This window comes from Desulfuromusa kysingii (assembly GCF_900107645.1).
GTDB lineage: Bacteria > Desulfobacterota > Desulfuromonadia > Desulfuromonadales > Geopsychrobacteraceae > Desulfuromusa > Desulfuromusa kysingii.
This window is the reverse complement of the sequence record NZ_FNQN01000003.1, coordinates 168,668-192,872: the sequence shown is the minus strand read 5'-3', so window position 1 is coordinate 192,872 and position 24,205 is coordinate 168,668. Positions and strand designations below refer to the sequence as shown.

The following is a 24,205-nucleotide window of genomic DNA, read 5'->3' as shown; positions in this document are numbered from 1 at the left end:
TGATACAAATCCTTATTTGTTGTGGGATAACTAAACATAGGTTTAAATTGAATAGATTATCACTAGAATTTATGTATTTTTCCCTAGACGGTCTTTCTGACAATCTCACGAATTATTTTTTCTGCAGCTTTCCCATCGCCATAAGGATTGAAGTCCTTACCTTGCGTACCAATCGCCATCATCAATGCTGTTGTCACCTCTTCAACGTCTAACGGTGGAGCCAAGCGATTCCAACCCAATTTGATTAACTCTTCCCATTCTGTTTCGTCGCGCAAGGTAACACAGGGCACACTGTAAAAAAATGCCTCTTTTTGAACGCCGCCGCTATCTGTAGCGATCAATGAAGCGCTACACTCAAGCATTACCATGTCAAGATAGCTAACAGGGTCAATCAACCGCACACCTTCTCCTAACAAAAAATGGAGATTATTCTTATCAATAACTTTACGCGTTCTCGGATGAATAGGCCACACAACCTGCTGGTGTTGGGAAATCGCCCCGAATGACTTTAGTATTACACTCAATCGGGAAAGATCATCAGTGTTTTCAGCCCGATGCACTGTCGCCAGAACATAGCTACCGGCCTTTAGTTCGAGTTTTTTCAAAACGCTGGATTGATTTTTTGCTTGTTCACCATAGAGCAACGCCGCATCGTACATGACGTCGCCAACGTTGAGACATGTTTCCCCAGAGATACCTTCATAAGCTAAGTTTTGTATAGCAGTATCAGTAGGGGCAAAAAGTAAAGTACTGATGTGATCTGTGATCACACGATTAATCTCTTCAGGCATACTACGGTTAAATGATCGTAGACCCGCCTCTACATGGGCAACAGGAATATGTAGTTTCACCGCAGCCAGCGCACCAGATAGTGTTGAATTGGTGTCACCATACACCAGCACCCAGTCAGGTTTTTCCATCAGTAAAGTTTTTTCAATCTCGATCAATTGCTGACCGGTCATTACACCTTGACTCCCACCACCAATACCAAGATTGTAAGCAGGCTTGGGTATACCAAGTTCTGCAAAGAAAATATCACTCATATTGGCATCAAAGTGCTGCCCTGTATGAAGAAGTATCTCATCAATATTATCTTCTTGCGAAAAGGCCTTACTCACTGCGGCAGCTTTAATAAATTGTGGGCGTGCCCCCAAAATTGTAATGACTTTCATTGTTTATATCCCCAATCGTAAGTTTCCACGTAATGATAACGATTATTATTTTTAAATCCGGCACTGAACATTGACCAGACAAGCAAACTCTCACAATGAATTTAGCTGACGACGACACCACTTAATGCTCCCAATAAACAAGGAATGGAAAAGAGAAATTATGATCAATATAACTAGCTTTGATATAACACCAATAAAACCAGAAGAGACAAGAGCTCCAGCAAGAAAAATAATTAATGCCAACTTTGCGGTCGACCAAGCACCGCTGACTGGCCGAAAAACCCATCGTTGGATTAATCCAATTGAAAAACCAATTAACAAAAAGATCGGGGGGACACCCCACAGCCCAAAGTCAGCAAAAACTTTTGACAGATACGTACCACTTGAAAATGTGGTTTTCCCTAAGTTAAAATCTTGGTATTGTGACAATTCATAAGACAAAGGCATTCCATATTGTACACTAGGGATAGAACTAATGGCATCACGCAAGTGTATCCCCCCCCATCGCAAATCCCAAACACCAGATTTAACAAGTTCAATAATGAAAATATCATTTCTGGCATTACCTAAAAATATGCGGTCAAAAATCATTGAACCCATATTTGTAAAAAATTGTCCATCTCCTTCCGATAAATATTGATGGCCTTTAGTCGAATAAAGACTAAGAGAGATGCCCATCATCACAATAAAAGAACCAATAAACAAAAGAGTTCTCATAGATAAAGGGCGACGAATTGAGTAAGCGATTGTCAGAACAATTAACAAATTTAAAAAATTACCTCTTGAGCCGTCCCCAGCAACAAATAACCAAGCAGCAATCAAAGAAATCAAAAACATTATAATTGAACGTGCCGTTTTCCGCTCCATACTCGCGATCAAGGTAAAACAGCAAATCAGCGTCCAGCCCTGAAACATCAAAATTCTAACAATCCCTTGGCCCCTGTACTCGCCGCCAAAATAATGGGATTTTGTAAGCAAATATCGCTGGTCCCGCACCATCATAGCAGCATCTTGAGCCCCCCCTCCAAATAATGAAACTAGAGAGGACAGAGTGACAGGAACACCTCTATAGAACCAAAATCCCACTATAGCAAGGAGCATTGCAAGGACAAAAACACCGATAGTTTCATTGCGATTCAATGTCAGCCTAGACCCCCCAGCAGCGGTTAATGCCAGTACACGATCAGCGCCTGTTGGTCTATAAAAATATCCTAGTACGAAACCAACCACTAAAAAAAAGAAGGCACAACTCGCAACTAATAATGGATAACCACTTGAAGCTAAGTTCAAAGTAGGATTTTGGCTTAGTACAAATGCAGGCAATATCCGCACAAGTTCAAAGTACATAAGAACCATAAAAGGTGTAAGAATAAATCGACATCTACTTTCAATTCGCCACACCGCTACAGTAAAGATTATTAAACAAAATAATATAGAAAAAATCATTTTTCATCCAATTTAACTACTCCGCCACAAGTCGCGGAAGTAAGACTCTTTTTTACGCATACACTATAGTATAGAATCATACCGGAAAAGACATTTAATTTTTCAATAGATTAACAACCCTCTTACTTAAAAAATCTAATTAATCTTCAACTTTCTTCAATTCATTAATGCTTATAAAAAAAAGAACAATATATGCCAAAAAAGAAGAAACACTGTACAACCCAATGGCGTAAGTGGCTGGCAAATTCAAAAATACGGGGAGAACAAAAGAAATAAGAACTAGAACCAAACGAATGATATCCCACACTAATTGAATAACCTGCCGCTCCAAAACAATCAATGTCTGAGAAAGGGGGTTTACAACAAACTTCGCAATAGAAGCAAAGAACAAAAGTTGAATGTAAACACCTGCTTGCTCCCAACTACCCCCAAAAATAACGGCAAATAACTTTGGCCCAAACAGGGATATAGAACCTATTGGAACAATTCCAACCAAGAGCAGTTTCAAACCAGTTTTTAAATAGAATTTTTTAAGTTGTTCGTGACCTTGCTGAACAATAGTTGACGCTTCCCCCAAGAATACCTGTGAAACAGCCCTGCCCACAAGTGAAAGAGGAATGTTCATCACACGCTGTCCAAGCGCAAACCAACCAACAACCTGAGGTCCATAGAATGTCAGCAACAACAAAGCTGGAAGATTCAAGCCCAAGCTGTTAATCAGTGATGAGGGGGTCGAAATCAAAGGAAAACGCCAGTAACGTAGAGCTAACGCTTTCAGTTTTTTAAGTGAAATTGTGGACAAATAGAACCGTTCTTTACGCCACACCTTTGAATACAAAGCAAAGATTCCGCCTGATTTTCCAACAACGTCCCCCAATAAAAGACCAGAGGCTCCAAGCGCCAACACACCAGATATAATCTGTGTCGTGACTTGACCAATACTCCTACTAAATTTGGTAATCGCGATGGACGAATATTGGTTCTTTCTGACTGCCATGAAAGTTAAAATGTTGTACCCACCGCCTCCAATAACACCTATCGGTATGAAGTACAGGTAAGAATGAAGCGAACCCATGTTGAAGTAATTATAGAGAATGGGAGTGGGGATGAAGATAAAAACTGATAGGACCGTGGTAGTTATAGCAAGCGCACACCAACTCAAAACAAAAAGATAAGCGGCATCTTCATCATTTTTTGGCAGGGTTATCGTAAATTCATAACGCCACGAAGCCACAACGGTAATAATTGCCGTTACTGAAATATAGGCTTGCAATAAACCGAAATCATCAGGCGTATATAGCCGCGTCAATATTGGCGTTGAAACGATAACCAAACCCTGCGCAAGAACCGTACCTCCGGCAAGCCTAGCAACTTGGTGCCAGAATCGGGTCAGATTGCTTGCAATGGCTTTGTCTAGTTTCTTAGCCATGGAGACAAGGCCCCGCAGGCTAAATAAATAAAAACTCAAGTTCCCTCCATTGATACAGCTAACAATTCCTCGTTATTTACAATTCTAGATGAGCGATAACCACCCATCAAATAAAAATATCTTTTTGGCAGAGTATTTAACCGGATTTGCTCAGCTGAAAGCTGAAACAACGGAGTTATCCTCCCAACAAAGCTAGGCATTAATTGTTTTCGACAACCTGCTGACGAAACACCAGAAGGCTTACACACCACGATCAACTTACTCGCTAATCGTGTAGCATAAGGTCTAAAAAATCATTTTCAGACTTTGGTCTATACAGCTTTTGAGTTTCTCGTCTTGTTGGGTTGGTAAATTTGCCAACATATATGTAATTCTCGGGAAAAAGGAGATCAAGGTCGGTAAGTACTGACAATGAAAGCTGTCTCCTCCCCTCAGGGGCGATCAACAGCCATGCATTGTCAAGAGAACTTCGATCAGCATACCCAAGCGCGGTTTTGGCAAACTTTGTTGAGCCTGAGTACCCTCCCAAGATCCATGGGGATCCGGGAGCGGTAGCCCCTAAAATATAAGCAGCCCCAGGGCTACCACCCGTAAGATCAATAAGCGGGTTTCCAATTACCCAACCAGATTTTATGGCATCGCCTTGAAGCTCCTTAATGTATTTACTTGTTTTCAAATCAACAAAAATAGGCGATGCAACGTGCCCAACAGTTACTTTCATAGTTTGTTCATCAATTGGAGCCGTGCGGTAAGGTTTGTTTATCGCACCTTGAAAGACCAAAAGTACGCTCATTGCCACCAGGCAGCAAAACAGCTGAGTGTAGTGGTCAACAAATATCGGACACAGATTTAAGGTTTTCTTCCGCAGTTACTGGCGATTGCCCATGGTTCCATTGATGGAGTCGCACATAATTGTAATATCCCATCAAATAACTGCCGATATCTTTCCGGGCGTCAATAAAGGATTGGTATCCCCCTTTGGGAACCCATTCACTTTTTAAGCTGCGGAAAACTCGTTCCATTGGAGCGTTGTCCCAACAATTACCTCGTCGACTCATACTCTGTTTCATTTTGTAGTGCCACATGCGTTGCTGAAAGATCACACTGGCATACTGACTGCCTTGATCTGAATGGAAAATTATGTTTCGTGGCCTCCCTCGTAATTGATAGGCTTTATCCAGCGCCGCTACGACCAATCCTGCATCCATGCTTTTCAAGAGGTGCCATCCGACAATTCTTCGAGGACACAGATCCAGTACGACGGCAAGATAGATCCAACCCTTGCCCGCCCAGATATAGGTAATATCGCCGCACCAGACACAATCAGGTTGTGGCACATCAAATTCCCGCTTCAGTCGATTGGGAATGTTGGGCCGTTCTCCCTGCTCAGCCCTATGGGGTTTTGGCTGTGGCTGCTTGCTAACAAGTTCAGCTTCCGCCATCAAACGACGGAATTTGTAGCGACCGATCTGCTCTCCCTCTCCCCTAAGAAGGTCGGTTAGTGTCCGGCTCCCGGCAGAGCCACGACTGTCTCTGAAGAGCTCCTTACACCAGATGCGAAGACGAAGGCGTTCCCGATCAATCCTCGTTGCTGCCTGACGATAGGCATAATAACCTGAACGAGATACCCCGAAGGTTTGGCAGAGAAGATTGGTCTCTTCTTGCTCACTTAACTGATCAATCAACGCAAATGTTGACCTTCGTCCGACATCAAGAGAGCGGTAGCCTTTTTAAGATCAACTTCTCTCTTTCCAGACGCTTAATCCGTTCTTCCAGCTCCTGGATACGGCGCTGCTCAGGCGTTAGAGCCGATGACGTTGGCGTATCGCCAAACTTCTCACTTTCGAGTTGTTTAACCCTGCTCAACGACAAGGCTTGCAGCCTCAAGTTTGAACTCGGGGCTGAAAGACCGTCCTTTTCGACTCATGAACACCTCCATTTTGTGCCTGACTATAGCACGCATATTGGTGTCTGAAATCATTGAACCACATCAACCGGCATTTTTTTCTTATCCAAAGCATTTAAAATCATGAGGGAAATAAGTTTTTCAGGAAAATGATATGGCCCGTAGTTATTAGAACAGTTAGACACCAGGGTTGGGAGTCCATAGATTCGCCACCAAGCACGAACCAAATGATCAGAACAGGCCTTACTGGCAGAGTAAAGTGAACTTGGAGCATAGGAGGTTTGTTCAGTAAACAGTTCTTCTGAACATTCGAGATCACCATATACTTCATCTGTCGAAATATGATGAAAACGAAACTTGGCCTTGCGCTCCTCATTGAGACTATTCCAGTAATTACGTGAAACTTCAAGCAAGGTATAAGTACCAACGATATTGGTTTCAATAAAAGCAGAAGGTCCATCAATAGAGCGATCAACATGACTTTCTGCTGCCGAATGCATCACAGCATCAGGTTGATGTGCTGTAAATGCCCTTTACAGTTCTGGCCGATCACAAATATCCACCCGTTCAAATGCGTAGCGATCACTGGTAGAGGCACTCCAGACAGACTCCGAGTTCCCCTCGTATGTTAGCTTGTCAAGGTTCTCAACCTCATCAGGGGTATGATGAATAATGTAACGAATAGCTGCAGAGCCGATAAAACCCGCACCACCAGTTACCAGTATTTTCATAGTAATTTATTTACCTGCTCAACAATAAGGTTAATTGTTATATCATCCAAATAGGGATGCATCGGCAGGCTCAAGATTCTTGCAGAAACAGACTCAGATACGGGAAAATCTCCTGGGCTATGTCCAATTTCCAGATATGCAGCCTGAAAATGTAGCGGTTTAGAATAATAAATACCCGTGGGGACGCTTGCATCCTTCAACTTCTTTTGCAGACCATCACGATCTTGAATCAGAATGGAATATTGAGCCCATGCGCTTGCATAACTGTCAGGAATCACAGGTGTCAGTACACTAGGTACGACCTGTAATAGTTTAGAATATGTTTGTGCAACCCGCTGCCTAGCTTCTAATTCCGAGGGAAAAATATCAATTTTTTGCAGAAGAATAGCTGCTTGAATCGTATCTAATCGACCATTTATACCAATGCGAACATTATCATACTTATCTGTGCCTTTACCATGAACCCGGATTGAGCAGAGGATATCCGCCAACTCATCATCATCAGTAAAAATCGCTCCTCCATCACCGTAACAACCTAGTGGCTTAGCCGGGAAAAAACTAGTGGTGGCGACATCGGCAAGACTCGCCGCCCTGCGGCCTTTATAAACGCCACCGAACCCCTGTGCGGCGTCTTCAAGAACAAACATATCGTGCTTTTTTGCTAGTTCATTAATGGCGTCGTAATCTGCTGGCAAGCCGAAAAGATCCACGGGAATAACACCTTTAGGAGTTAAAGATTGACCGTTGATCGTTGATCGTTGATCGAAGTTTATAATTGATTCTTCTAACTTTTGTGGGTCAATACTAAACGTTCTTGGGTCGATATCCACAAAGACCGGGGTAGCACCCAGCAGTGAGATCACCTCACCTGTCGCAACAAAGGTAAAAGGAGTAGTAAAAACCGCATCCCCCGGGCCAACGTCATAGGCCATCAGAGCCATCAAGAGTGCGTCGGTTCCGCTGGCAACACTGATACAGTGTTTAACACCAACAAATTCTGCCAGTCGACCTTCGAGTTCTGCTACTTCAGGGCCCATAATGTATTGACCATGGTCCAGGACCTTTTTAATTGCGGCATCTATCTGCGGACGAATACGTTTCTGCTGCGCATGCAAATCGGTAAATTGTATTTTAGACATGTGATCTATTTATCCTTGAAATCATCATAAAATTCATGTCCGATAGCCAGTTCTGATGGCAAAGAATCATTTTCGCCCTGGTCGAGGCAACTTAAAACACCATCCCGCACTTCATAATGTAATTTACTTTCTGGACAAATCATCACACCTTCACTATCTGGATTCTTTAAGAAATGACCATGCCGACTCATCCAGCCCTTTTGTTTGGCAGGCACTCCGAGCATCAAAGCATAATCTGGAACATCACTATGGACAACGGCTCCAGCACCGATAAAAGCATAACGCCCTATCGTTATACCGCAAACAATTGTCGCATTAGCGCCAATACTACAACCTCGTTTCAGCAAGGTTTTTTCATAAAGAGATTTTCTCAGGACCTGTGAACGGGGATTGGTGACATTGGTGAGAACACAAGACGGGCCAAGGAAAACATCGTCCTCTATCTCAACACCTTCGTAGATGGAAATATTATTCTGCACCTTGACATTATTACCAATTTTAACTCGCGGCCCAATGACGCAGTTCTGGCCGAATGAACACCCGGCCCCAATTTCACATTCGGGGAGGACATGGCAGAAGTGCCAAATTTTTGTGCCTGCACCGATGGTTACTGGCGTATCAACATAAGATGATTCGTGAACGAAGAAGCTCGGTTGATTGTTGATTGTTGAATGTTGATCGTCGATCTTAGATCCCTGATTTTCCATCCTTATTTCCTTCCCTCGATGTTTCGTAGTGATCTGATCAAGGCATTGATCATCTGACGAATCGATGTAATTTGATTTATGATTTTATCGATATCAGACACATAGTCAATTTTTAATGCCAGCATGATTTGAGTTTCTAATTCAGCTGCGGAACCACGTGCAATCATTAAAAACTGGATAAAGTCTTTTCGTCCACCACGAGAACTGCCTTCAGCAATATTTGACGGGATCGAAACCACTGATCGTCTTATCTGACTAGTTAAACCATACAGCTCTTCTTTCGGAAAACTCCTAGTCAATAGATAAACATGCTCTGCCAATTCCATTGACATTTGCCAAACTACCAACTCTTTATAATCACTCATGATTAGTGCCGTCTATCGTTGGATGTTGATCATTTGTAACCAATATTATTCAGCTCTTTAACGATCTACGATAAACAGCCATACTTACTTAACGATTCACGGCCCCACAAAACGGATGGTAATCACCCGTCAACCCTGCTGGCTTTAAATGGCGGAAGTCATGGACAATCTGAATGCAGTCATGTACGTCACTTAAACCAAAACCTTTGCCAGCAAGAATCCCCTCATAACTGCGCGTATGCAGGTCGGTAAACCCACCGGAGAACTCTATTTCATGACCGTCTACAGTAATTGAACGATAGGTTGTTTGGCCGTTTTCTTTAGCCGTTGAAGGCAGATGCTCGGCGTTGACACTGAGGAACCAGCGGACCCGAGCATGCTTAAGTTCAAGAAAGCCAGCAGAGGTATCTTCATTACGTATATGGCAAATATTTTTCTGAACTGGGCCAAAGATATAGGCGAGCATATCAAAGAAATGGACGCCTATATTAGTAGCTACGCCACCAGACTTGGCCTCATCACCTTTCCAACTGATTTGATACCAACGACCGCGCGATGTCAAATAGGTTAAATCAATATCAAACATCTTACCTGGTTCAGCTTTTAGTTGCGCCTCGACCGATTGTTTAAGAGCAATAATGCTCGGATGTAAGCGTAACTGTAAAATGGTATTGACCCTTTTACCAGACTCCTGCTCTATCTCCTGCAGTGCATCAATATTCCAAGGATTCAGCACCAACGGCTTTTCACAGACAGCATTAGCCTGGGTACGCAGGGCAAAACGAATATGGGCATCGTGCAGATAATTAGGGGAACAGATACTAACATAACTAACCTCTTTACCTGAATTCTCGCGACGTAATTTTTCGACATGACGGTCGAAACGTTCAAACTCGGTAAAAAAATTCGCCTGCGGAAAATATGAATCCATAATACCAACGGAATCATTCTTGTCCACTGCAGCAACCAAGTTATTGCCGGTGTCCTTTATAGCTTTCATATGTCGCGGCGCGATATAACCACCAACACCAATCAGGGCAAAATTTTCCATCTACAAACCATCCTTTTTTAAATAACTACAAACATTCATGAATTCAGTAAACTTATGACCGTAGGATCTCTACACCACTGGTACCTAAACGGGAAGACCTTTCACCAGAATAGGTATCTACGCATACGGTTACAAGAAATCAGATATTAACGTTTATCTTAGCTTAAGTCGGTGCATTTCTTGATCTACTTTATTAATCGGCCTGCGATTCTCAAGAATCTGCAGAAACTATATCAACTTTGATACTGAGCAGTTCATCCATTTCATTATTTTCAAGAGCAACCAGATAAAACATAACTATAAACTGTTATTGTTCCTCTACAAACTGCTGCTGTCTAACCTTAGACATAAACTCAACTACAAAAACCAATAAGATACCGCCCATGAGACCAAGAACCGAAGAAAGAGCAAGAATCAACATTTTCCTCGGCCCAATTGGATCAACAGACGGGATAGCCACACCCAATGACCGAGTAGGTTGCAAATTCTTCAACTTTCCTTCCAACTCAGCGATAACCTTCTCTTGCTGAGCTATTTTAAACCCACGGTTAATTTCATATTCACGTAAGTCATTTTCCGTTTCAGTAATTGTACGATTTATCTCATCTCGTTGGCGCTTATAGTCACCCATGATTTTGCTTTGTTCGGCCTGCAGATTTTGAATTTCTTTCTTCTTCTGCTCAATTTCACGCGCGTGTGATTGCTTTTTAAAGCTCAGTTGAACATCCAGATCGGACAGTAACTTTTCCTGAATTATTTTCTGCCGCTCATTGCTTGCCAGTTGCATATCCAGATCTGTGCTTTTTTGTTGTAGTTCAACGCCGATTCTGAGTTCCAGATTTTCTCTGCGTGTTCGGTATTGCTCCAGTTGATTCTCGATCATCATCAAAGTCAGGGCACTAGCAGGGGTATCAACTTCAGCCGGAGCTTGCAATCTCTTTTGATTGATGTCTGTCAGTGTTTTGTCCAGTTTTTCAATTTGACGCGACAGAAGAGCATTTTCCTGAATGAGGATTTCTTTATTCTTCTGTAGAGTATTATGCTGATCAACTATCGCTGCTAAATCAGAGTTTTCTTTGGCAATTTTATTCTGCAAATCAATAATTTCAAACTTCTGGCTATCCAGGATATCCTTGAGTTGAGATTCCAACTTCTGGAGAGCATTTGCTGAAGAAATTTCATAGGCTTGCTCGCTGTCCTGCAACGACGACAAATTAATCTTTTTTTGTTGTACCTTTCCTTGCAAGCTTTTTTGTTCAATCTGTATCAAATCTTCAGACATCATTTTATCAAGATCTGTTTTTATCCTGGCGATACGAGATTCAAGCTGTTGGCTCGTCGGTTGAACCATACGCAAGTGATCAGCCACAACAGCACTGGTTATGGCGTCATGAAGAGTTACTTGATGATCTTTTGACAATTCAGAACCAGAACTTTTAAGGATAATCAATCGACTCCCTTTCGGAGATGTCGCCGTGACTCTAATTCTTTTTTCTCCCTGATGTTGAGAATTTAAAGGGATATAGGCCGCCTTGACTTTTTGCAAAACCTCTTCAGTTGACTCAATCGGTTCAACATCTCCCGTTTCAAGATTTTTAATCGTTGATCCGATTTCAATTGTCGTTATGTAATCGTATATCGACTGACGCGAAAATGCATAAGCAGCTCCGGCAATGATAAAAAGGACAAAAACAATTAAAATAAGGGTCTTGTGCCTCATAAGTATCCACACCAATGCAACGAGGTCAATCTCATCATCGGTCATTCCACGGTGTAGACGGTCTGATTCCGGTGGATTCATATTTGTCATCCTCCCCTACTACCTAGTCACATTATTGAATGACACATTCATCGCGCAACATTATCATAGATACAATAGAAACCCCTCTCAAGAGCACCAAACCATGCTTTCGTCACCAAGGAAGCCTGCAAAAAAACAGTATTGTTCATATATATCCTAGAATGACGATTAAAATACTTTTTATCCTTGGTCGATTTTATCATTGGTAAAGAATTCGCTCCCCCGCTACTATTTGCGACTGCTGTTTAACCTTATGCATAAATTCAGCCAAAAATGCCATCATTATCCCCGCCATAAAACCAAGGACAAACCCAAGAGCCACGATCAATGTCTTTTTAGGCTTTATAGGTTGTCCTGGGATCAAAGGTTGCTTATGAATAGATGTGCTATTAATTGCAGATAACGACAGTTTTTCATTTTCAATCTTGATTGCACTTTGCCGCCGACTGCTCTGAATATCAGCCCGCTTCATTTGCAGATCATTTCGATAAATCTGTTGATCTTTAATCTCATTAGAATAGAGAAGCACAGCCATAGCATCACTGTGGGGAGAAGCAATGGCAGCGCTACGTGCGGCTTCCAGTTCCGACATTCTACTCACTATCTGAACAAGCTGATTATCCAGCAATCTTAATTGCTCATCCAAGGTTTGCTCATCGAGTTGCAGTAACTTAATTTTATTCATTGTTTTCTGGGTCTTAACTTCAAGCTGATCCCGCAGGTCAGAAGAAATTACCGTCAATAATTCGTTCAAAACACTCACTCCAACTTCGGGGGAGGAGGTTTCAATTGAGATTTTGATCAAATCTGTACTTTTAGGCACAGTGACATGGATCTCTGGGATATCTTCAAACGCCAGGTTTAACTGCTTGGCGATATGCTCATGATAGGCGCCCCCAAGGATATTTTCTCTTATGCTTTGAGGATTTTCAACCAGATGACCCTCCGCGTCTTTACCCGGTTCAAGGATTGCGGTCACGGCATAGACTTTCGGCATGATCATACTGACCCCAGCAGCGGCAAAAGTTGCCAGCAAAGTCACAACGACAATCAACCATTTGCGCTTCCAGAGAATTAAAAACAGTTCGACAAGATCGATCTCGTCATCAGTTCTATGTTGTTCTAACTCAGATTCAGGCCCTACTTGATTCACATTAAGCTCCAGATAAACATTATCCACAAAAGATCAGAAAACGCACAAAAGAGTCAGCCTAACATGGCTATCTGACCATTTTCTGAACAGACTTATACCGAATAAAACCCGCGATACCAATCGATAAACTTTTCAACACCAGATTCAATGGATGTTTCAGGTTTAAACCCGACATCTTCGACCAAAGCATCGACATCAGCGTAAGTAGCGGGGACATCGCCCGGTTGAATCGGCAGCATCCTCTTTTCTGCAACTTTACCAAGCGCCTTTTCCATAACTTCTATAAGATACATCAGTTCTACTGGATTATTATTACCGATATTATAGAGCCTGTAAGGTGCAGCGCTGGTGCCGGGATCTGGGTGATCACCCGTCCAATCAGAGTTAGACATGGCTGGATGATCGAAAGTCCGCACGACACCTTCAACAATATCATCGATATAGGTAAAATCCCGCTTCATTTTACCGTAGTTAAAAACATCGATAGGTTCTCCTGCCAAAATAGCTTTGGCAAACAGGAACATCGCCATATCGGGTCGTCCCCAAGGGCCGTAGACGGTAAAGAAGCGTAATCCGGTTGTTGGCAACTGATAAAGATGACTATAAGTATGGGCCATCAATTCATTCGATTTTTTACTGGCGGCATAAAGTGAGACAGGGTGATCAACGTTATCATGCACTGAAAAAGGCATGGAGGTATTGGCGCCATAGACCGAGGAAGACGACGCATAGACGAGATGCTGAACCTTGTTATGTCGACAGCCTTCCAAGACATTGACAAATCCCTGGATATTACTATCGATATAGGCATAGGGGTTGATCAGCGAATAACGAACACCCGCCTGTGCAGCAAGATTAACAACCTTTTCAAATTGTTCGCGCTGGAACAAATCCGCTATCCCTTCACGATCGGCCAAGTCCATCTTGACAAAACGAAAACCGACCTGACTTTGCAACCTCTGCAAGCGGGCCTTTTTCAGATTAACGTCATAGTAATCATTGAGATTATCCAGACCAACAATTTCATCGCCACGAGCAAGAAGATACTGTGACAGTTGTGAACCAATAAATCCTGCAGCACCCGTTACTAGAATTTTCATAATAACACCTATTCTCTCTGTATATTCTTCATCCCACAAAAAAATGGCAGGAGAAGTTTAACTTCTCCTGCCATCATACCTGTAAAAGCGGCCCGGTAAAACTATCTATTTCTTTTTCTGCGTTTCCACCGTCAATTGCTCACGTATTTTCTCTAAAGTCTTTTCACCAACACCGTTGACGTTAACGACTTCATCAACTGTATTGAATTTTTTGTTATTGCGATACTCGATAATTTTCTGCGCCGTTTTCTCGCCTACCCCTTTTAGCTCCATGAGTTGCTCAATCGTCGCGGTATTCAGATTTATTTTTTCCATGGAAAATGCAGGCTGGCAAACAAAGCAGAGTGAAATAAAAAGTGTAAACAAGATAAGGATATTTTTAAACTGATTCATACTGTCCCTCTCCATTCTGACTCAGATCGAGTCGGCAAAATTGTTATTTGTGAATGGCCCCTCCACAGGTTGTACGGTATTTAGATGTATATATAACACTGAGAAAAGAGATTGAAAAGAGATTTTTGTTCCTAGTCTACTGCTCCCGTTCACTTACAGAACGAAAATAATTCAGCCGTATATTTGCAAGCCAGTCTCTTTGGAAGGACACACACTCTGACTTTATCCCAAAAAAGCATCAGCAGGCTAATGGACAAAATTTTCCTTTTCCCAGATTAGAAAATCTATTTTTAGCTATTTAACGTGGCGGGGACAGAAGAACTCAGTTAAGTTCACTATAGGAATATTTTCGTCCACAGCACTTTTTGATTTCCTGATCAAAAAAAGCATCAAAACGACTGCCATAACAGACTGATAAAAAGTTTTTCCATAAATAGACCAACTGAACATACCACCAGCAAAAACAGAACCTATAAAGGGCAAAATATTTATCCGACATGTAGAAGCCCAAAACTTCTTAAAACCACAAACAAAAAAACTACCCAAAGAGATAAGACCAAGAATCCCAGCTCGAACGGCGGCATCAAGAAAGACACTATGGGGATTATGAAAAACACGACCATGGACAGTACGGAGAAAATAACCGTCCAAACTGTATACCCCGACCCAAAAATGATTTAACCATACAGAGAAAAAATGGTCCCAAATAAGCAATCTTGCAGGGTCTGAAGTAAAGCGAGACATACGCTTCGATAGCAAATCCACCTGATAAAAAGAACATACACATATTAATATGGTAACAATAACAAAAAACAACCGCTGGTAAGGTCTATAGACATTATGCTTATCCGGTAACAAAAACAAAACAAAACCAACGAAAAGGGCGAACCACGCGCCTCTGCTTTGTGACAAAATAGTAGTTAAAAGACAACAAAGAAAAACGAGGACTAACAGAAGATTAATGTATAGGTTTTGTTTTTTAGATATGAGCCCCAGTGAAATCAGCACACCGATAACCATCAATAATCCAAATTCATTTGGACTGCCGATCAAACCACTCATACGTGGCACACCCTTCAGAGAAAATAAAAAAGTCACAATCTCAGAAAAAGAAGTAAAAATGGCGTAACCACAATGTATACTTACTGAAATCAACACCCCACCCAGGAGCATCAAGGGGTTAAGACCAAGGTAGTCCACAATTACAGCGCCACATAGACCCAAAAGAATAAACCTGACATAATAACGAAGAACCGTCTCACTAGCTTCAAAAAGATAAGCAGCTGTTACGTGTGAAAATGAATGGTTTACATAAGCCAATAAAACAGGCACGGTTAATACGATAAGCAACCACTTATTATCAGATAGCAGTTTTTTAAAGACCGTACGGCATTCAGAATTAAGTATGCACAACAAGGGAATAGAATATATTGTTATCTGATACAAAGCCCCCTGAGTCGGGAACGTTAAAAACCAAAACAACAACAGCGAAAACAAAAAAAAAGAAAACACTTCCTTTTTTTTCTTTTTAAATTTTATTATCAAAACAATATCCCTTATTAATTTTTCAAGGTTACCCTTCGTAGGATTAAACTTCAAACTTGAAATCATTATTGAAAACATAATAAATCATAAAAACGGAGCCAAACTGAATTGAAAAAAAAAATTATTGTTTTACAATCAAAATATCATGGAAGCAACCAACAGCTACTCAGTATCGCCAAATATGCATTCAGTGACTACGAACCTCACGCTGTTAATGTAGAATTGAGATCCCGTAAAAAAATATTCTTCCCCTTGTATAAAGTCATCATATTTTTACGTAGCTATATTGGATCAAAAAAAATTATCGCTCAGTTCTTAAATACCCTTGCCCTTAAAAACCTGGGGCCTGAGATCTCAGATTCAGATGTCATACTTGCAAAAACAGCACCCTACGAGGTCCCAGCACAGTTGCTAGCCGCTGGCAGCAAGGCATCAGTGTGCTTTATCGGTAGACCTCGACGATTCCCGGCCGATAAATTCACGTGCCTTGTTTCAACACCCTCTACCCCCGTACAACCAAACAATATTACCCTCGAAACACTTCCAACATTTTCAACATTTAAAGATTATGAGCTGCATAAAATCAACATCAAAGAATCGTCAAAAATCTGGGGAATGCTTTTAGGAGGGAATGCTAAAGGCTTTGAATATGACGAGAAAACATGGCTTACCCTCGCAACTGATATGCAAAAACTCGCAAAAAAATATAAAATCAAATGGCTGATATCAACATCTCCAAGAACAGGTAAGAAAGCTGAGATGATATTCAAAAAGGTCTTTCCTAATTTATCTCCAGAACTATATGAATTAATCTGTTGGGGAGATCAACAACGCAAATCAATTCTGGATTGCCTATCCTCTTCTGAAGTCGTTTTTGTCACTGAAGACAGTGCTTCCATGGTATCAGAAGCTGTAAACTGTAGAATTCCAACTATCAGCATTAGACCGAAAAAAACAGGATATAATAGTTTGACAGAACCATTGGCAACTTACCACCATCAAAAAGGGACCTTGGTCAGAATGACAAGCGATGAGATTGGATCGTTTGACTTCCCCTTATGGATTCGCAAAGGTTATAAGCCACTCACTCTTTGCTGGACAGAACAATGGCGAAAACAAGTTCAAGAAAAATAATCTAAATTCATTCCGTTATCAAAACAAACAATAACGATGAAAAGTGTGTAGCTTATGAAATTTCTTAAAAAAATAATAGATGCCTTTAAAAATACAGGCAAACCATTATATCCAGTAGAAAATGGTATAACGTTTATTCATCACAATCCCGATCGGGGAAATATTGGTGACTATCTTTGTTCACCACGGCATTATTTTAAATTCCACAATCCGATAAAAGACCTGCACATAATCGGAGGAGGTGTCTTTGTTGGACTCGCTATCGACAAAATCCGACGAAACAACATTTCATTCGAAAAATCAGTACTATGGGGGGCAGGTCAGTCATTACGCAATTTCAACCAACAAACCAAGTCTATTGACGACCTTCCTTATTTAGACTGGGCAATACGAGACAAAAAATATGTTCTATCTGAAAAAAATTTCGTTCCTTGCTGTAGCTGTCTGCATCAAATGCTGGAGACTCCAGTATCAACCCATAAAACCCTTCTATTCTTAAACGCCGACCCTAAAGTTACCTCATCAGCGACAATTGATTTTTGCAATCAAATCGCGATGTCAAAAGGTTGGGAAATTCTTTTTAACAACTGCACTGAAACAGATATTGTCAACTCGTTAAAATACTGTGACCATATAGTTACAAACTCTTACCACGGTTCCTATTGGGGCCTTCTCTCTGGTCGAAAAGTGACGATGATGGGATATTCTTCGAAATTCATCAGTCTGCTTGATCTTTTCAACTTTTCCGACAAAAATCTCATCCAGATCAGCAGAGGAGAGGCATCGACATTGATAGAGGCATTGGAAGAGATCAACGATGAAACAAAAGCAATTCAGTTAGCGAATTCGGTTGGTTATTTAAAAACCTTTAGAAATCTCAATATTTCATTTGCTGATAGGCTGATAGCTCATCAAGCTTTTTCAGACTATACTTTTACAGATAGAGTAACTCCTGATTTACTGGAATAAAAACCTTCTATTCATAATTATCTATAAAATTTCTGAAAAAAAACTTTCATACATTCCCACAATAACCTCTTTGCAATAATGCTGATGGTAATGTGTTTTGCCGTTTGCAATTAACGTATTCCTACCTTTTCTATCTTTCAACAGACGATTTATGCCAGTAACTAGTGCCTCTACCTGATCTACCGGGGTCAGTAAGCCAGTCACACCGTCTTCAATTACCTCACCAGGACCTTGAGAATTAGTTGCAATAATTGGGCAACCATGAAACCAGGACTCCATAACGATTGACCCTAAACCTTCATGACGTGACGGGCAGACAAACACATCGGCCGTTCGCATTAAGGCTGTAACATCTGTTCGCCAACCAAGAAAGCGAATCCGTTCATCCAAGCCCAACTCATGGCACTGTTTTTTCAGGTTTTGTTCCTCTGGACCAGAGCCAGCCAACCACAGGATAACGTCCGGCATTTGAGCCATAGATTCAAGCAACACATCAAAGCCCTTATTAACATGCAACCTCCCTGCAGCCAGCAATAATGGGCGATCCACCGGAGTATCAAAACTATCTCTCGGCAAAGGTGAAACTTCTGTTTCATCAGCAAAATTAGGGATATGCACAACTTTTGAGGCAGGCATCCCCCCCTTAATCAAGTGGTCACAGATTCCCTTTGAGATCCCAACCCAATAGTCGGCATGACGATAATACTTAAGATCATAATAATGACCAAGACGGCTGACCAAGTGATATTTACCCTTTGGCGTTGCCTTACTTGCTCGATTCATCCATGTCATAACAATTTCTGGATCACAGTCGGTCAATGCCTTCAAAAAACGTTGGTGATCCCAAAAATGCACCGAATTACCAAAACGAAACCCCTGCGCAGAAACCCCATTCTCTCTCAAAGAATCAATACGATGCTGATGATTCCGCACAAATGCATGCTGAGAATATTGTCCTGAAGATTGCAATCCTGAAACTAATCTGACAAAAAAATTTTCGGCTCCTCCCTGTTCAGCACCCGCAAGAATTTGAGCAACTTTAACTTGGTTATTCACTGATGTCATTTAAGTCCTGCTTTCCCTTTTTCGTTGATGAGTTGATCAAATAGTTGACGATATTGATTGATAATGACATTCATGGAAAAACGCATTTCAAACTTCTGAACTCCCTGTTCAACTATCTTTGCTGCCAAACAACGGTCATTCAGAACCCTGTTAACCTGTTTGGCACATTGTTCAACATTATCTATCTCAAATAATAATCCATCTTTTTCATGCTCTACCAGCCATGAGGGACCCTGACTCGCGGCCGCGACGAGAGGCGTCTTTGTTGCCCAAGCTTCCAGAATAACATTCCCCAAAGGTTCAAAACGGGAAGGGAAAACACAGACATCTGCCAAATCAAAAAGGTGGCGAATATCCTTACGTAACCCAAGAAAAAAAACCCGATCTAGCACACCTGCGGACCGAGCAAGAGAGATTAACTCGTCTTTTAATTCACCGTCACCTGCAATTAATAATGTTGTATTAGGAATCTTTGGCAACGCCTTGATAAGGATGTCCTGACCTTTTTTAACGTGTAATCGTCCCAGTGTCAGTAAAACACGACTTCCTTCAGGAATTGAAGGAATCGGTTCCAGCAGATCTAGTGATTCTGGAAGTTCACCAAAATTGGATATCATACTGACGTGGTCTTGTGACCATCCATTAGCAACGACATGTCTCACCAGATCGGGAGTGTTAACAATCAGATGATCACATTTTCGATAATTGTTGATATCGTAATATCCTCCCAAACGACCGACTACTATAGCACTACTTTTGGGACATTTGCGAGAAGCTCTATTTACCCAGGTAACGATCAGATCCGGATCAAAATCAGAGACATAACGCTTCAAGAAGTTATTATAGAGAAAAATCTTGCCAAACTTATCCATCGGTAAAGTTCGATAATCAACACCCGCTTTTTCTAAACGTTTTTCGCGTGAGACTTGAGCTTCTATGACAAGACGTTGCTGAATTGAATCATCTTTGCTAAAGGCATAGGCGACTTTTTCAAAATAAGTCTCTGCACCAGCCTCAGATTGAGATAACAGGATTTGCATGAGTTTCATAGTGGCATCTTTTGAGTTGAGACTACTCAACAATAAAGTCTTTTTTCACATTTTCATCACGATGCATCAATATACCGACGTGACTTGGAGCCCTTCCCTTTTCACAATTGGCTAAGAAATCTGTTATTCTTCCGTTCAATCGATATATCTTAGCTTTAATCTTTCTCTTTTGTAAAATACTGGGCATCCATTTAAAAGGAATTAGGGTCGCAGATCCGAGACCATCAACTACAACCAGTCGGGATATGTTGCCACTATTGTCCCGTTGCACAACAATATTATGGGTCAAGATTTCACGCGACGGAACAACTTGAGCTAACCAGAAATCGGTCAGGGTCTCAACAGCTTGTTGGCAAACAGAAGGATATCCCTGTTCCCATAGATACTGTTTCAACGAAACAGACACCCGGCCATCTCCGTCACGAATTAACTCAGTAACTAATCCAAGTCCTAAATCGGTATCAACAAATTCATGACAGCGATAGATATGCTTATAAATTGAAGGACCACAGTTCTTTTCCAACGCATGTACAACTTTGTATTCTTCAAGATTGTCATCGAAGGCAGATAATGGTTTAAGGTTTCGAGGAAAGCCTTTCTTTCTGCGGAGATCTGCCAATGAGAAATCGGGCCTACGCACCTTGATACAAAGATCTTTATTCTGAGGGTGGACAAAGCAAAGCCTGTTTCCCCCTTGAGCAAATGGCGCAATTGATTTCAGCAGAATCATAACTTCAAGCTACCATCAAGATTGGTTTCCTGCGCCCAAACATACGGGTGAGAGTAAGTCTTCAGCAAAGAAGATTCGACAATATACTGAGCATATAGCTGATTATTCATCTCTGCATGAAAAAATTGACGTGCGCGAGCAGCCCATGCCTGGCGTTTTGCATCGTCAGAATGAAAGTCACGGACCTGATCGCGAAGATCATCGACATCGTCAAAATAAACAACAGATTCGGGTGGGAGCAGAGTGTCAAAACGTGGAGAGCTGTGCGTAAACTGAAGGATGCCATTTCCCGCCAATTGAGCCATCCGGGCCGAAGAATACCAGTAATGACCCTCCTGGCGATTCAGGTTCAAACCCATTTTTGTTTCACTCAGGGCCCGATCATAATCACGGCCCCAAATAGGCGGCTCCCCAAAACTACCAAAGGTTTTAAAATCCAGTTCCTCACGTAAACTATCTTTTAAAGACTTAACCAATTGTAAACGTTTAGTAAAGTCATCGCTATTACTACAAAAAAGAAGATCAATCTCCAGCTCTTTTTTGACAGAGTTATCCAGATTTTCTACAGCGGGGTCTACTGGGTTCGGCATATGATAGATGCGTGCCCGACCATCTTCAAAAATAGATAACTCTCTGCGACCAGTGGATACAAATATGGCATCTACAACCTGTGCCCGATGCTTTATTTTTTCTACATTATCCGGCACAAATAAGGGATCATTGTTGCAATGGGCGAGAATAACGCCAGGGCGAATCTTGCGGATTTGTTCCAAGGTCGCATTGCTGATAATATCGCAATGCCCGGCAATCACCAAATCTGGATCAAAAGCCTCAACAGTTTCCAGTAAACGCTTGTTTGCCTTCCCTTTACCGAGATCACGCCATCCAAACGGGGCTTCAAATGCGGCGACATCACGATCACTGAAGCCTTGTACAAAATGATCGTTTTTAATCAATCCATGGGTCAGTTTTTGTGCCCAACTGACACGTGTTTTCCCATACCTTCTTAACTGTTGATAAGCTATATGCAGAACTCGCATAATCCCACCTGTATTGTAAAATCGTTAAATTTAACGCTCAACCGTTGATATCCGTCAAAACTCGCTGATAACAATTCCATTCAGCTCGACACATTTTTTCTACGGTATACTCATTTTCCACAAAAGTTTGAGCCACATTCCCCATTCTGATTAAGTCAGTCCCTGTTGCTAAGGCTAAACGTAGCTTATCTGCCAGATCTTCTGCATCATTATTTTTAAATAACCAGCCAGTCTCACCATCGCGCACCGTCTCCAATGCACCTCCGTGGGCTGAAGCGATAATCGGCTTTCCCATCGCCTGAGCTTCTACTGCCACACGACCAAACGCTTCGGGCTCAGTTGAAGCCGAAACAACAATATCTGCCAACGCATAAAAAGGGACAATATTTGCTTGATCACCAGTGAAAACAATTCGATCCGAGAGACCAGATGAGAACGCTTGCTCTTTGAGTTCATTTAAGTACGCTTGTTTATGACCTGCTCCACCAATAATCAATGCCTGCCACTGCAACTCTTTGATTTGTGCTAGAGCATCCAAAAACAAGGTCTGCCCCTTCCAACGAGTCAATCTCCCAGGAAGGGCGATAATAGGAACACCATCATCGAGTTGCCACTGCTTTTTCAACAAATTAAGTTGATCAGCAGTCACCTTGTCAGGGCTAATACGCTGCGGATCAAACCCTCGCGGAGCAATATCAATAAGCTGTTCAGAAATGCCATAGTTTTCCATAATATGAGTCTTAATAAACTGGCTGATGGCAATCGTTCTCAACCCCCGAGTCATGACGCTATTGTAGCTTTTTTTTATACAATTCTGGATGCGATGGGTGCCATGAAATGTTGTGACAAAGGGCACACCTGTCAATCGACAGGCAATATAAGCCGCCCACGCTGGCGCCCGGGAACGGGCATGAACCAGAGTAATATTCTCGGTGAGAATAATTTTCTTTAATCTCAAGGCTGAAAGCAGAAGAGTCACAGGGTTACGTTGTGCTAGGGGTAAATTAAAGTGGGACGATCCCTGACTTTCAAGCTCAGCAACCAACCTGCCACCCTGCGAAGCAACAAAACTCTCAACTCCTTGCGAGACGATAAAAGCAGCCATCTCAACCGTCCCACGCTCGACACCGCCCTGTTCAAGTGCAGCTGTAACTTGAAGAATTTTCATACCGAATTCAATTTAAAAGGTTTCATTAATTTGCTGTTTAAATAAATCAACAAGAGAAATTTTCTCTTTACCCGTCCCACATGATCCATCAAACAAATGTAAGCAGTTCATCTCCGACAACAAGGTAATAAGTTTGGCAAATTTATCTTGATGGCGGATAGATTCAGAAAGAGGCAAAACCTCAACACAGCTTTTACCAAAACTTACAGCCTCACTGATCATGGAACTGGAATCAGCGGTGAGAAAGACATAGTCACTATGTTGCAGATAGTCAGGAATTGGATTGATCGGTTCCTGAGAGAAGTAGACTGCACGTTCATAATTGAAGCTCTGCAACATCACTTCAATGGCTTTCGGAGTTCGTGGCGAAGTTGTCATCCACACCTTATGCTTAGGAAACAAAGAAAATATTTTTTTGACCTGCTCCTGAAGAAGCGAAACATCCAACTGACCATGTTGGCTATCACCGCCAACGATTAAAGCGATATACTTTTCTCCAGCCCGTGGAACGACTACTCTCTGGGGTTCTACATAGGTCACATTGATCGGAATGCTAATAATATTATCCCCTGCGGGCAGATTATCGTGCTGTTGCGCTACGATTAAATCAAAATCAAGGCGATACCCTCTGGGCAGCATAATAGCAACCGATTTACATCCGAGTTGCTTTGCCAGAGTTTTGTTTGCATAGTACGTTCCTGAACCGGCTGAAACAACAGCAGAGTAAACACCTTCCACCTTTTCAGTTTCAAACAAGTAAGGAGAATAGATCCCTAAGCGTCCAAACAGGTAGGAAAAAGCCTTTATCACAGGTTTTTTAAAACGGACTGCGTTCACCTCATACTCGGAGCCAAGATGCTTGGCAAAAGCAATCGACTGACTCACATGTCCCGGCTTTCCGTCGCTCAAAATCAGGAAGCGTTTGCCTTTCACAACAGGTCACTCAACAGGTTTCTGCTTCATCAATCAGCATAACCGGAATATCATCACGGACGGGATAGCGAAGTTGACAGATTTCGCAGAGGATATAATCCCCGTCATCAGACAGCCCCACAGGTTGTTTACACTTTGGGCAGGCAAGAAGTTCCATCAACTCAGGACGTACTGGCATA

Annotated in this window: 22 protein-coding genes and 2 pseudogenes; 2 read left to right on the top strand and 22 right to left on the bottom strand. The window is 41.8% G+C overall.

What is annotated here, in order from left to right:
- Positions 1 to 83 precede the first annotated feature (83 nt).
- The 15 genes and pseudogenes from wecB to BLU87_RS06130 all read right to left on the bottom strand — a co-directional run bounded on the left by wecB (position 84) and on the right by BLU87_RS06130 (position 16,016).
- Positions 84 to 1,172: a non-hydrolyzing UDP-N-acetylglucosamine 2-epimerase gene (wecB, locus tag BLU87_RS06200; RefSeq protein ID WP_092345816.1), complete on the bottom strand. Its 1,089-nt coding sequence runs from the start codon at positions 1,170 to 1,172 to the stop codon at positions 84 to 86.
- A gap of 90 nt (positions 1,173 to 1,262) precedes the next feature.
- Positions 1,263 to 2,618 carry a hypothetical protein gene (locus BLU87_RS06195; RefSeq protein ID WP_139167479.1) on the bottom strand — a complete coding sequence of 452 codons (1,356 nt, stop codon included), beginning with the start codon at positions 2,616 to 2,618 and terminating at the stop codon, positions 1,263 to 1,265.
- Positions 2,619 to 2,757: 139 nt separating this feature from the next.
- Entirely contained in the window at positions 2,758 to 4,086 is a 1,329-nt protein-coding gene (locus BLU87_RS06190) for a lipopolysaccharide biosynthesis protein (RefSeq protein ID WP_092345812.1), read from the bottom strand.
- A gap of 226 nt (positions 4,087 to 4,312) precedes the next feature.
- The gene (locus BLU87_RS06185) at positions 4,313 to 4,840 is read right to left on the bottom strand and encodes a hypothetical protein (protein WP_092345810.1); all 528 of its coding nucleotides are present in this window, start codon (positions 4,838 to 4,840) and stop codon (positions 4,313 to 4,315) included.
- A gap of 34 nt (positions 4,841 to 4,874) precedes the next feature.
- Positions 4,875 to 5,974, bottom strand: a pseudogene (locus BLU87_RS06180) (IS3 family transposase).
- A 65-nt stretch (positions 5,975 to 6,039) separates the two neighbouring features.
- Positions 6,040 to 6,684 (bottom strand): annotated as a pseudogene (locus tag BLU87_RS06175) (GDP-mannose 4,6-dehydratase); the annotation flags it as partial.
- Complete coding sequence (locus BLU87_RS06170; protein ID WP_425429685.1) at positions 6,681 to 7,814, bottom strand: DegT/DnrJ/EryC1/StrS family aminotransferase; 1,134 nt, start codon at positions 7,812 to 7,814, stop codon at positions 6,681 to 6,683. The pseudogene BLU87_RS06175 and the gene BLU87_RS06170, both read right to left, overlap by 4 nt.
- A 14-nt stretch (positions 7,815 to 7,828) precedes the next feature.
- A complete protein-coding gene (locus tag BLU87_RS06165) occupies positions 7,829 to 8,530 on the bottom strand; it encodes an acyltransferase (protein WP_092345806.1) in 702 nt (233 codons plus the stop codon).
- A 2-nt stretch (positions 8,531 to 8,532) separates the two neighbouring features.
- Entirely contained in the window at positions 8,533 to 8,895 is a 363-nt protein-coding gene (locus BLU87_RS06160; RefSeq protein ID WP_092345804.1) for a four helix bundle protein, read from the bottom strand.
- Positions 8,896 to 8,983: 88 nt separating this feature from the next.
- Positions 8,984 to 9,946, bottom strand: a complete 963-nt coding sequence (locus BLU87_RS06155; protein ID WP_092345802.1) for a Gfo/Idh/MocA family protein — start codon at positions 9,944 to 9,946, stop codon at positions 8,984 to 8,986.
- Between the two features lie 307 nt (positions 9,947 to 10,253).
- The gene (locus tag BLU87_RS06150; protein ID WP_175498283.1) at positions 10,254 to 11,747 is read right to left on the bottom strand and encodes a Wzz/FepE/Etk N-terminal domain-containing protein; all 1,494 of its coding nucleotides are present in this window, start codon (positions 11,745 to 11,747) and stop codon (positions 10,254 to 10,256) included.
- 199 nt (positions 11,748 to 11,946) lie between these two features.
- The gene (locus BLU87_RS06145) at positions 11,947 to 12,900 is read right to left on the bottom strand and encodes a Wzz/FepE/Etk N-terminal domain-containing protein (protein WP_175498282.1); all 954 of its coding nucleotides are present in this window, start codon (positions 12,898 to 12,900) and stop codon (positions 11,947 to 11,949) included.
- 92 nt (positions 12,901 to 12,992) lie between these two features.
- Positions 12,993 to 14,003 carry an NAD-dependent epimerase gene (locus tag BLU87_RS06140; protein WP_342743661.1) on the bottom strand — a complete coding sequence of 337 codons (1,011 nt, stop codon included), beginning with the start codon at positions 14,001 to 14,003 and terminating at the stop codon, positions 12,993 to 12,995.
- Positions 14,004 to 14,105: 102 nt separating this feature from the next.
- Complete coding sequence (locus BLU87_RS06135) at positions 14,106 to 14,393, bottom strand: ComEA family DNA-binding protein (protein WP_092345794.1); 288 nt, start codon at positions 14,391 to 14,393, stop codon at positions 14,106 to 14,108.
- 294 nt (positions 14,394 to 14,687) lie between these two features.
- The gene (locus tag BLU87_RS06130) at positions 14,688 to 16,016 is read right to left on the bottom strand and encodes an O-antigen ligase family protein (RefSeq protein WP_092345792.1); all 1,329 of its coding nucleotides are present in this window, start codon (positions 16,014 to 16,016) and stop codon (positions 14,688 to 14,690) included.
- A gap of 30 nt (positions 16,017 to 16,046) precedes the next feature.
- Here BLU87_RS06130 and BLU87_RS06125 point away from each other — a divergent pair, with 30 nt between their 5' ends.
- Together BLU87_RS06125 and BLU87_RS06120 are read left to right on the top strand one after the other, a co-directional pair.
- A complete protein-coding gene (locus BLU87_RS06125; RefSeq protein ID WP_092345790.1) occupies positions 16,047 to 17,072 on the top strand; it encodes an ELM1/GtrOC1 family putative glycosyltransferase in 1,026 nt (341 codons plus the stop codon).
- Between the two features lie 54 nt (positions 17,073 to 17,126).
- Entirely contained in the window at positions 17,127 to 18,041 is a 915-nt protein-coding gene (locus BLU87_RS06120; RefSeq protein ID WP_092345788.1) for a hypothetical protein, read from the top strand.
- A gap of 21 nt (positions 18,042 to 18,062) precedes the next feature.
- Here BLU87_RS06120 and BLU87_RS06115 read toward each other — a convergent pair whose 3' ends face one another.
- Genes BLU87_RS06115 through BLU87_RS06085 form a run of 7 tightly spaced genes read right to left on the bottom strand, consistent with a single transcriptional unit; the run spans position 18,063 to position 24,204 of the window.
- Positions 18,063 to 19,106: a glycosyltransferase gene (locus BLU87_RS06115; protein ID WP_092345786.1), complete on the bottom strand. Its 1,044-nt coding sequence runs from the start codon at positions 19,104 to 19,106 to the stop codon at positions 18,063 to 18,065.
- Positions 19,103 to 20,155 (bottom strand): glycosyltransferase, encoded by a 1,053-nt coding sequence (locus BLU87_RS06110; RefSeq protein ID WP_092345784.1) that lies wholly within the window; start codon positions 20,153 to 20,155, stop codon positions 19,103 to 19,105. The genes BLU87_RS06115 and BLU87_RS06110 overlap by 4 nt, the downstream gene beginning before the upstream one ends.
- Before the next feature lie 22 nt (positions 20,156 to 20,177).
- Complete coding sequence (locus BLU87_RS06105) at positions 20,178 to 20,885, bottom strand: YrbL family protein (RefSeq protein ID WP_092345782.1); 708 nt, start codon at positions 20,883 to 20,885, stop codon at positions 20,178 to 20,180.
- Positions 20,882 to 21,925: a glycosyltransferase family protein gene (locus BLU87_RS06100; RefSeq protein ID WP_092345780.1), complete on the bottom strand. Its 1,044-nt coding sequence runs from the start codon at positions 21,923 to 21,925 to the stop codon at positions 20,882 to 20,884. Before BLU87_RS06100 ends, BLU87_RS06105 begins: the two co-directional genes overlap by 4 nt.
- 37 nt (positions 21,926 to 21,962) lie before the next feature.
- On the bottom strand, positions 21,963 to 23,093 hold the full coding sequence (locus BLU87_RS06095; protein WP_092345778.1) for a glycosyltransferase family 4 protein: 1,131 nt from the start codon (positions 23,091 to 23,093) through the stop codon (positions 21,963 to 21,965).
- Between the two features lie 12 nt (positions 23,094 to 23,105).
- The gene (locus BLU87_RS06090; RefSeq protein WP_092345776.1) at positions 23,106 to 24,026 is read right to left on the bottom strand and encodes an ELM1/GtrOC1 family putative glycosyltransferase; all 921 of its coding nucleotides are present in this window, start codon (positions 24,024 to 24,026) and stop codon (positions 23,106 to 23,108) included.
- 10 nt (positions 24,027 to 24,036) lie between these two features.
- Complete coding sequence (locus BLU87_RS06085; protein WP_092345774.1) at positions 24,037 to 24,204, bottom strand: Trm112 family protein; 168 nt, start codon at positions 24,202 to 24,204, stop codon at positions 24,037 to 24,039.
- Position 24,205: the final 1 nt, after the last annotated feature.

What these genes read in the sequence shown, in the direction of transcription:
- wecB (WP_092345816.1), bottom strand. Translation starts at nt 1,172, where the DNA reads ATGAAAGTCATTACAATTTTGGGGGCACGCCCACAATTTATTAAAGCT.
- BLU87_RS06195 (WP_139167479.1), bottom strand. Translation starts at nt 2,618, where the DNA reads ATGATTTTTTCTATATTATTTTGTTTAATAATCTTTACTGTAGCGGTG.
- BLU87_RS06185 (WP_092345810.1), bottom strand. Translation starts at nt 4,840, where the DNA reads ATGAGCGTACTTTTGGTCTTTCAAGGTGCGATAAACAAACCTTACCGC.
- BLU87_RS06165 (WP_092345806.1), bottom strand. Translation starts at nt 8,530, where the DNA reads ATGGAAAATCAGGGATCTAAGATCGACGATCAACATTCAACAATCAAC.
- BLU87_RS06160 (WP_092345804.1), bottom strand. Translation starts at nt 8,895, where the DNA reads ATGAGTGATTATAAAGAGTTGGTAGTTTGGCAAATGTCAATGGAATTG.
- BLU87_RS06155 (WP_092345802.1), bottom strand. Translation starts at nt 9,946, where the DNA reads ATGGAAAATTTTGCCCTGATTGGTGTTGGTGGTTATATCGCGCCGCGA.
- BLU87_RS06150 (WP_175498283.1), bottom strand. Translation starts at nt 11,747, where the DNA reads ATGAATCCACCGGAATCAGACCGTCTACACCGTGGAATGACCGATGAT.
- BLU87_RS06135 (WP_092345794.1), bottom strand. Translation starts at nt 14,393, where the DNA reads ATGAATCAGTTTAAAAATATCCTTATCTTGTTTACACTTTTTATTTCA.
- BLU87_RS06130 (WP_092345792.1), bottom strand. Translation starts at nt 16,016, where the DNA reads ATGTTTTCAATAATGATTTCAAGTTTGAAGTTTAATCCTACGAAGGGT.
- BLU87_RS06120 (WP_092345788.1), top strand. Translation starts at nt 17,127, where the DNA reads ATGAAATTTCTTAAAAAAATAATAGATGCCTTTAAAAATACAGGCAAA.
- BLU87_RS06115 (WP_092345786.1), bottom strand. Translation starts at nt 19,106, where the DNA reads ATGACATCAGTGAATAACCAAGTTAAAGTTGCTCAAATTCTTGCGGGT.
- BLU87_RS06110 (WP_092345784.1), bottom strand. Translation starts at nt 20,155, where the DNA reads ATGAAACTCATGCAAATCCTGTTATCTCAATCTGAGGCTGGTGCAGAG.
- BLU87_RS06105 (WP_092345782.1), bottom strand. Translation starts at nt 20,885, where the DNA reads ATGATTCTGCTGAAATCAATTGCGCCATTTGCTCAAGGGGGAAACAGG.
- BLU87_RS06100 (WP_092345780.1), bottom strand. Translation starts at nt 21,925, where the DNA reads ATGCGAGTTCTGCATATAGCTTATCAACAGTTAAGAAGGTATGGGAAA.
- BLU87_RS06095 (WP_092345778.1), bottom strand. Translation starts at nt 23,093, where the DNA reads ATGAAAATTCTTCAAGTTACAGCTGCACTTGAACAGGGCGGTGTCGAG.
- BLU87_RS06085 (WP_092345774.1), bottom strand. Translation starts at nt 24,204, where the DNA reads ATGCCAGTACGTCCTGAGTTGATGGAACTTCTTGCCTGCCCAAAGTGT.